General features: G+C 66.2%; 6 protein-coding genes. 3 read left to right on the top strand and 3 right to left on the bottom strand.

The features are described 5' to 3' along the window. From AO501_RS08425 to AO501_RS08415, 3 genes are all read left to right on the top strand, one after another. A partial coding sequence (locus tag AO501_RS08425) for an alkaline phosphatase family protein (protein ID WP_156452410.1) occupies window positions 1–1,368 on the top strand: 1,368 nt, incomplete at its 5' end. A 107-nt stretch (window positions 1,369–1,475) separates the two neighbouring features. After that, on the top strand, window positions 1,476–2,225 hold the full coding sequence (locus AO501_RS08420; RefSeq protein WP_231752401.1) for an ABC transporter ATP-binding protein: 750 nt from the start codon (window positions 1,476–1,478) through the stop codon (window positions 2,223–2,225). Continuing rightward, on the top strand, window positions 2,225–4,783 hold the full coding sequence (locus AO501_RS08415; protein WP_055577291.1) for an ABC transporter permease: 2,559 nt from the start codon (window positions 2,225–2,227) through the stop codon (window positions 4,781–4,783). The genes AO501_RS08420 and AO501_RS08415 overlap by 1 nt, the downstream gene beginning before the upstream one ends. Before the next feature lie 14 nt (window positions 4,784–4,797). Here the strand turns inward: AO501_RS08415 and AO501_RS08410 are convergent, their stop codons facing one another. From AO501_RS08410 to AO501_RS38955, 3 genes are all read right to left on the bottom strand, one after another. Beyond that, window positions 4,798–6,117 (bottom strand): acyltransferase, encoded by a 1,320-nt coding sequence (locus tag AO501_RS08410; protein WP_055577290.1) that lies wholly within the window; start codon window positions 6,115–6,117, stop codon window positions 4,798–4,800. Window positions 6,118–6,122: 5 nt separating this feature from the next. Continuing rightward, window positions 6,123–7,478 (bottom strand): cytochrome P450, encoded by a 1,356-nt coding sequence (locus tag AO501_RS08405; RefSeq protein WP_055577293.1) that lies wholly within the window; start codon window positions 7,476–7,478, stop codon window positions 6,123–6,125. Between the two features lie 180 nt (window positions 7,479–7,658). After that, window positions 7,659–7,748 (bottom strand): hypothetical protein (locus AO501_RS38955; protein ID WP_231752402.1); only part of this gene is annotated, 90 nt, incomplete at its 5' end.

The following is a 7,748-nucleotide window of genomic DNA, read 5'->3' as shown; positions in this document are numbered from 1 at the left end:
CTGGGACCCCTCGCCGCCGGGCCCGGCGGGTTGGGCGGGCGAGCGTTGTCGTTCTTCGGTGCGCCGGGGGCAACCGGCAGCGTCGGCGAGCATCCGGCCGTACTGCAGGTGTCTCAGCAGCAGGCACTGGCCCTGCTCACTACGGCTCCCGACGTGAACTTCCTGCTGATCGGCACCGACGGCACGAATCTGGCCGCGATCCTGGCAGACCCCGCCGGGACACCCAACTTTCACGCGTTCATGAAGCAGAGCGTCACCTCCGCATCGACGATCGTCGGGCACACCACCATCTCCAACCCTTCCTGGACGACCATTCAGACCGGCGTCTGGATGGAGACCGCCGGCGTGAGCAACAACGTCTTCACCCCGTGGACCTACGACACCTGGCCGACCGTGTACAACCAACTCGAGGCCACCTGGGGCGACCTGGTCAACACGACGGTCATCGCCAACGGCGAGGGCACCACGAGCGGCATCAACACCCGGATCGCCGGCGCCGGATCGCATCCCGCCGACCACATCGAATTCGTCCCGCAGGTCCCGGGCGACACGGATTGGATTGCGACGCAGAACCTGGTCGGCCAGAAGGCGCAGGCCGCAATCCTGGCCGCCGACCCCACCAAGGGCAATCTCATCTTCGCGTCCTTCGCCGGAGTCGATAACAACGCGCACCAGTACGGCGGTGACTCACCGCAGTACGCCGCGGCGCTTCGAAACCTGGACTACAACCTCGGTGAGCAAACCATCGGCGGTGGCGGCCTGCTGGGAGCGGTGGCACAGTGGGAGCACGACAACGGCGAACAGTGGTCGACGCTCATTGTCACCGACCACGGTGAGATCGGCCCCGACCAGTTCGGACGTGGACACGGTTTCCAATCTCCGCGTGAGACAGCGACTTTCCTCATCTTCGATCAGGCCGGCAACGATCTGCTAGACGGGTGGATCAACAACTCATGGCAGACCGTCAGTGTGACTCCGACGATCATGCATGACTTCGGCCTGTCACCCCTGCCGTACATGCAGGGCGCGCCGCTGACGTCGCCCGCTTTCCAAGGCACCTACGCCGATCCCGGCCCCAACCTGTTCAGCGTGCTCAGCGCCTCCTTCGCCGCACAGGGCTATCCCGATCCCGTGACCAACTACGTTCTCGACTCGCGCACGGTCGCGGCCACGATCCCCTATCTGGCGTACGGCCCCATCCAGAACATCGTCGATGCGGTACCGGATCTCTTGAAGGTGCCCGTCTCCTGGATCGGCGCCGGCATTTACCAGTCGCTGAACATCCCGGCCCAGATCTGGTGCCGATTGACCGGCGTGACCGGCAACCAGATCATCCCGCCGATTCTCAATCCGTTCCTCTCCGGGTAGTGCGGGCTCGGAAAACGGCTCGATTGCAGTAGCGCACTACTCAGACCCTCCCTGCTGAGGAAGACCACGATCAATCGGTCACGTCCCGGATGGGAAGGCCTGATCCGATGATTTCTCACGACATGCGCGGCCGGCGCAGCGATCTGAGCTCTGCCGGCACGGCACCGGTGCTGCAGCTCGAAAGTATCCACAAGACCTACATCCGGGGCGATGAGCAGGTGCAGGTGCTGGTGGACTTCGACTTCACGCTCAACGGCGGTGAATTCGTCGTCGTGACCGGGCCGTCGGGGGCAGGGAAATCGACCCTGCTGCACATCGCCGGCGGGTTGGACGCACCGGATGGCGGCACAGTGTCCGTGACCGGTCGAGACGTCTGGTCGATGGGTACCGGCGCGCGGGCAGCGTTCCGGCGACGCAACCTCGGTTTCGTGTTCCAGTTCTTCAACCTGGTACCGATGCTCACCGCAACCGAGAATGTCTCGTTGCCACTGGTTTTGGACGGTGTGCCGGCGCGATCGGCGGATGCGCGCGCCAAGGAGCTGCTGGCCCGGGTCGGGCTGGGTGATCGCGCACGGCACCGGCCGGCCGAACTGTCGGGCGGGCAGCTGCAGCGGGTGGCGGTGGCGCGCGCCCTGGCAGCCCGGCCCGCGATCGTCCTGGCCGACGAACCCACCGGAAATCTGGACAGCCAATCCTCGCGTGAGGTGCTGGATCTGCTGCGTTCACTGGCGGACGAAGACGGCGCCGCGGTCGTGATGGTCACGCATGACCAGGCGGCAGCGAGCTACGGTTCCCGCCAGCTGCACCTTGTCGACGGGCGTTCCTGCCCGGCCGGCGCCCCCGCCGGGGAGCGGTGATGCGCCGGCTGCGCGCCGGATGGCTGTCTTTCCGGCGTATCCATGTCGCGGCCCTGGTCGCCGACTGGCGCCGGACCTTGCTCAGCGTGATCGGCGTCGGGCTCGGTGTGACGGTGGTTCTCGGAGTCCTGGTCCTCAAGGCCGAACTCGTCCGCCCGTTCGACTCGTTCGGCCCGTCGCTCACTCACGCCGCCGACAGCGGGGTGATCGAGGTTACGCCGAACGTGAGCGGCCGGCTGCCGGTCGAGACGGTCAACCGGTTGCGCGCTGACGTCACGGGAGCCGCTGCGGTGGTCCCGGTGGTCGCCGGCCTGACCCCGGTCGATGTAGCGGGCGGCGCACACGGTTTCTTCGTGCTCGGCGGGTCCTGCGAAATCGAGCTGCTGGTCGGCTCTTTCGACTGCGAGCGTCGCGCCCACGAGGCCCAGCCCGCACCGGGACCCGGTGTGCCGCTGCAGGTTCCGGCGGTGATCGCGCAACGTCACGGGTGGAAGCTCGGAGATGAGTTGCGCCTCCCCGGGCTGCCGCGGGGTGCCGCGCACCTGGGTTGGACGTTTGAGGAGTTCGACCGCGTCAAGGACATCAACGACGGCTACGTGCTGCTGGCTCCTTCCACCGACATCGCGGCGCGTCTGCTCGGGGCACCCGGATACGTCACGGCTGCCTTCGTGCTAACCAGAAACGGCGCTGAGGTCACCGCCGACGTCGACCACGTCGTCGCGGGCGTGGCGACGGCCGGCGCGCCGCGGCCGCAGCTGCCGGCGGTGTTCGAGAACGGCAAGCAGAGTTTCAACCTCACCGTGCTGGCCGGAATCATCATCGGGGTACTGATCGCCGTCAACACCATCCTGCTGGCGGTGGAGGACCGCCGTGCGGTGATGGGCACCATCGGCGCTATCGGGGCCAAACCGGCCGGGTTGTTCGGCGGCATGCTGGGCGAAGGCGCTGTGGTGGGACTGCTGGGCGGATTGTGCGGGATACCAAGCGGTTTCCTGCTCGGGACGTATCTGGTGGACACCTTCGGCAAATCGATGCTGGCTGGCTCGGGCGGCACCATCACGGCGCACTTCACGCCGAACTTGATCGCGATCGGGGCGGCCGCGGGGGTCGTCTGCGGAATCCTCGCGATGGCCGGCCCGGCCACCAGGCTGCTTCGCGACGGACCGCTGGCGTCGATGGCCAGCGCCGGCGGGATACAGCGAGCCCGGACCATCCCTGTGTGGCCGCTGATTGTCGGGGTGGTCATGATGGCCGCCGCAGTCGCGGTGCTGAAGATCTTCGAACGCGGATCGCTACCGCTGAACGTCGGCATCAACGGGATGACCGTTGGGCTGTGCGGGCTGGTGTTGGTGACGGTGTGGGTCGCCCCGCGTGCCGCCGGGCTGTTGATCGACGCACTCACGGTCGCGCGTCCTGCCGTCGGCCGCCTGCTGGGCGCGGATTTTCGGCGTTACACGCTGCTCTTCGCCTGCTCGGCGGCGCTACTCGCCGAGGGCACCAGTCTGGCCATCGGCTCACACGCCATGCAACTGCTCGGCACCGACCAGATCGCCGCCGAGAAGGCCGACCGGCTGCCGGCGGCCCTGTTGATTTCCGCGCAATCGGTGCTGGATCAGCGGGACGGACAGCTCTCCGATGCCACGTTCGACCTGGTGACCGGCGCCGCCGACGGTCGGAGCGTGTCAACGCGCTGGCGGTCGACGATAGCGTCGGGGACGTTGTCGCGCTTGGTCATCGGGGTCACACCGGGTGACTGGTACAGCCAGGCGCAATATGAGCCGGCCGGCGTCCCTGACACGTTCTGGCAGGGGCTGCGCGCGGGCGAGGTCGGCCTGAGCGAGATCGCCGCGAGCCGGCTCGGCGTTGCCGCGGGCGCCCTCGTCGAGCTGCCCACCGTCAAGGGGCCGAAACACTACCGGGTGGCCGGAACGTTCCGGCCACAGATGGTCAATGACGCGGCATTGGGCGACATCGCCCTGGTGTCCGAAAGCCTGGCGCGTTCCGACTGGGCCGCGGTGCGCGATCAGATCGCGGTGTCCTACCCCTCGGCGGCCGAATCCAGTTCCCACCGGCGCGATTTCACCGACCTCGGCGCCGGTTTGTGGGTGTACGACAACGAGCGGTGGCGCTCAGTGGCCACCAACGGAATCACCCGCTTCCTGGAGCCGTTCACGATCGGGGGCTACGTGGTGATGGCGGCTGCCGGCTTGAGCGTCCTGAACGTGTTCGTGCTGGGACTTGTGCAACGCAAGCGTGAACGGGCCGCGTTGCGGGCGATCGGGGTGACTACGGGGCAAGAACAGGCCGTGATCCTCGCCAACGCCGGTCTGCTCGGCTTACTGGTCGCTGTCGTCGCTGTGCTCGGCGGCGTAGGCCTCACCTACCTGTGGTCACTGGGCTCACCGGTGTACTACGGCATCAGAATCGAGTGGGGTGTGCTGCCGACGCCGCTGCGCACCGGAGTGGTTGCGGTGGCGACACTGATGCTGGCCGCCGCGGCCTACCCCGTGATCTATTCGCGGCGGCTGGAGACGATCGAGGTGTTGCGGAGCAGTTGACGCTTGCGGCCGCCTCAGACGTGCATCGCACGATGCAGGGGCGGGATTTCGTCACCGACGAGCCGGAACCGGTGCAGATGCCCCTGAATCGCCGGGCTCGACATGGCCTCAAATGCCCTGGGCGGCAATGCCATCTGGAAGACCAGCCCGCGCCCGTCTGCCCCGTCCATCAAGACACCGCCGCCCGCTACCGGTAATTGCATCACCAGGGTGCAGTAGGACGGAAAGGTGTCCTCGAATCGGACGCGATAAACGCCGAAGCCACTCACGTTGGAAATAAGCGGATTCCACCGGGCCGGATTGAAGTTGGCGGTCACACAGCGAGCGGCCCGCGATCGCCCGGCATCGTCCAGGAACCGCTGGTTGGTCCGCATGTCACAGTGTTCTTCGGCGAATCGGTTCACGTTGCGTCGGATGCGTTCCGCGAAAGATCCGGCAGCTTCGCCACTTCGCAGGTCCAGGTTCAGCGTCGTGACGATGTTGCCGGCCAACATCGGGTCGAGTCCGCAACGGTTCCTCGCATTTACGACAATCGACAGCGTGCGCTGATCCATCGCCGGGTCCGCCTTGCGGAGCGCCTCGCAAATCTGCGCGCAGACAACGTCGTTGGCAGACAGGCGAAGCCGGTCGCCGTAGGCGTCGCGCATACGGGCGATTTCGTCTTCCCCGAAGTAGAGGGTCAGGGTCCGTTGCTTGCGCGCATCCTTTGCCAGGTACGCCGCACTGCGCGCGAGTTCCGCCCACCCCAGACAACGCACCCCGGGCTTCCGGGCGCCGTCGGGGGGCAGATGCTGGTCGAGGTAGGCAGCGCGGTCTTCGACGATCAGCGGCTCGGCGAGTGGCCTGTCGCCAGCGGCGGCACTCCACGCATTCATGAAGTGCATGAACGTCTGCATGTCACCGACCACGTGGTGCCATGAGAAACCGATCGCGGTGGCGTCGTCGGCGAGGTGGGTGACACGGACCTTGCACAGCGGACCCAGGCCCCACCGGGCGGTGACCCCGTTCACCGGATCGATGAGCCATCGTCCCTTGTCCTGAGACGCCGACCGGACCGCCTCAGCCAGCGTGCGGTCTGACGACGCCGACGTGAAAGGCACACCTTGGCCCTTGCAACGAATCCGCATTCTGCCGTCAGCGATGGTCATTCGCCCGGCGAAAATGGGATGTTCGGTGAGCGCATGTGCGAATGCGTCGGCGAGCGCACGTGTGTCCAGCCGCCGGTCGAAGAAGAAAACGATGTGCACTGCCAGGTTCGCCACAATGGCGTCGCCGACGTTGCACCGAACATCGAACCGTTGTGCCTGAAGTGGACGGATCAGCTGAGTCGACATCGGGGCTACTTTCTGCGATTGACTACCACGCGGGCGCCCTGTTTCGGGGTGTGGGCAATTCCGCGGAAATGCGACTTCTCGTCGGGGGCGGCGTCGGTCTGGATCCGGAAATTTCGCAGTACCGTCCGCAGCACGACGTCCATCTCGGTGAGCGCGAAATCAGCGCCGAGGCACCGTCGCGCTCCACCGCCGAACGCCAGCCAGCCTGACGACGGCGGCCTGGTGCCGCAAAACCTGCGTGGGTCGAATTCGGTTGGTTTAGAGAATATTTCGGGGTTCTGGTGCAGATCGGCGATTCGCACCAGCATCGTGCGGCCCTGCGGAATCCGCCACTTGCCGAGATCGAAGTGGGGCGCGCTTACCCGGCGACCGGCGACATCGAGGACGGTACGTACCCGCAGAACCTCCAATATGGCGGCGCGTCGCAGGTCGCTGCCGCCCGCGTCGACCTCTGCCACCAGATCCGCGAGCACGTCAGGGTGCCGGCGCAACCGCTCGAAAATCCAGCCCAGAGCTGACGCCGTTGTCTCGTGCCCCGCGCTGATGAACGCCAGCAGTTCGTCGCAGATGTCCGGGCGCGACATTGCGGTTCCGCCCTCGCGGTTCGCACGCAGCAGCAGGGCCAGGATGTCTGTCCGCTCCCCCAGTCGCGGATCCGCCTCGGCCCGGTCGATAATTCTGTCCACGATCCGGTCAAATAATCTGCGGTGCAACTTAATCCATGGGTTGCGACGTCCGGTCCAGAATCGCGGCGGCGGCACGAACGCAACGAGTTGGCCGAATTTCAGGTAACGCGGGATGATGCGGCGGAGTTCCGCCAATTCCACACCGTCGGACGTGTCGGGGCCGTCGGGGCCGTCGGGGCCGAAGACGATTTGCAGGATCACGTTCAGGGTGATCCTGTTCATCGGCTCGAGGATCCGGAACTCCTTGCATTCCGGCCAGTTTGCGCTTTCCCGCAACGTCTCGTTCTCGATGAGACGCTCGTAGTGGTTGAGCTTCGTACCGTGGACTGCCGGGGCGAGCAACCGGCGCCGATCGTGATGTGGGTGGCCGTCGAGAGCGAATATCGATCCGGGCCCGAACAGATTGCTGAGGTTCGGCTGGACGTTGACCAGTTGCTCGATGCCGGCCGTACACACCGACCGCGCCAGGGCCGGGTCCGAAACGATGACGGTGTGACCGAAGAACGGGACGTTGATCTCGAAGACGTGTCCGTGCCGTTTGATCCAGCTATCCATCGCTTTCCGGCGAAAGAAAGCGAATTCGACGCCCTGCAGGAGTTTGGGTAGGTGTGGTCGCGGCGGGTTCGACGCGCCCGGTCGTGTGTCGCACGCCGTAGCGGTAGCCGGATCGATCATGCGCACCCCTGGGCTCTCCGCTCCCGCTCCACAGGCCAATCGTTGCTCTGTTGCGGGGCGGCGATCTGGGTAGTGCACTACTGCGATTCGACCCGGTTTCGGTCGCGGGGTACTTAGCCGGCCTTCCGCGGGACGCGGGCGGTTGCTTCAGCGCGACGGTGCGCGGCTGCGGAGGTGAGGCTAGTTGGTACTGGGTGGCGGCTTGGGTTCGAAGGGGTCGTACCACCACCAGTCAGCCCGTTCGCCGGTAGGCCCGGGCCACGGCGGCAC

Origin of the sequence: Mycobacterium gordonae (assembly GCF_001417955.2) — a bacterium.
Taxonomy (GTDB): Bacteria; Actinomycetota; Actinomycetes; order Mycobacteriales; family Mycobacteriaceae; genus Mycobacterium; species Mycobacterium gordonae_B.
This window is presented reverse-complemented; position numbering and strand designations above follow the sequence as displayed.

Excerpts from the sequence above, each read along its gene's own strand:
- AO501_RS08405 (WP_055577293.1), bottom strand. The coding sequence starts at position 7,478 with ATGATCGATCCGGCTACCGCTACGGCGTGCGACACACGACCGGGCGCG.
- AO501_RS08415 (WP_055577291.1), top strand. The coding sequence starts at position 2,225 with ATGCGCCGGCTGCGCGCCGGATGGCTGTCTTTCCGGCGTATCCATGTC.
- AO501_RS08410 (WP_055577290.1), bottom strand. The coding sequence starts at position 6,117 with ATGTCGACTCAGCTGATCCGTCCACTTCAGGCACAACGGTTCGATGTT.
- AO501_RS08420 (WP_231752401.1), top strand. The coding sequence starts at position 1,476 with ATGATTTCTCACGACATGCGCGGCCGGCGCAGCGATCTGAGCTCTGCC.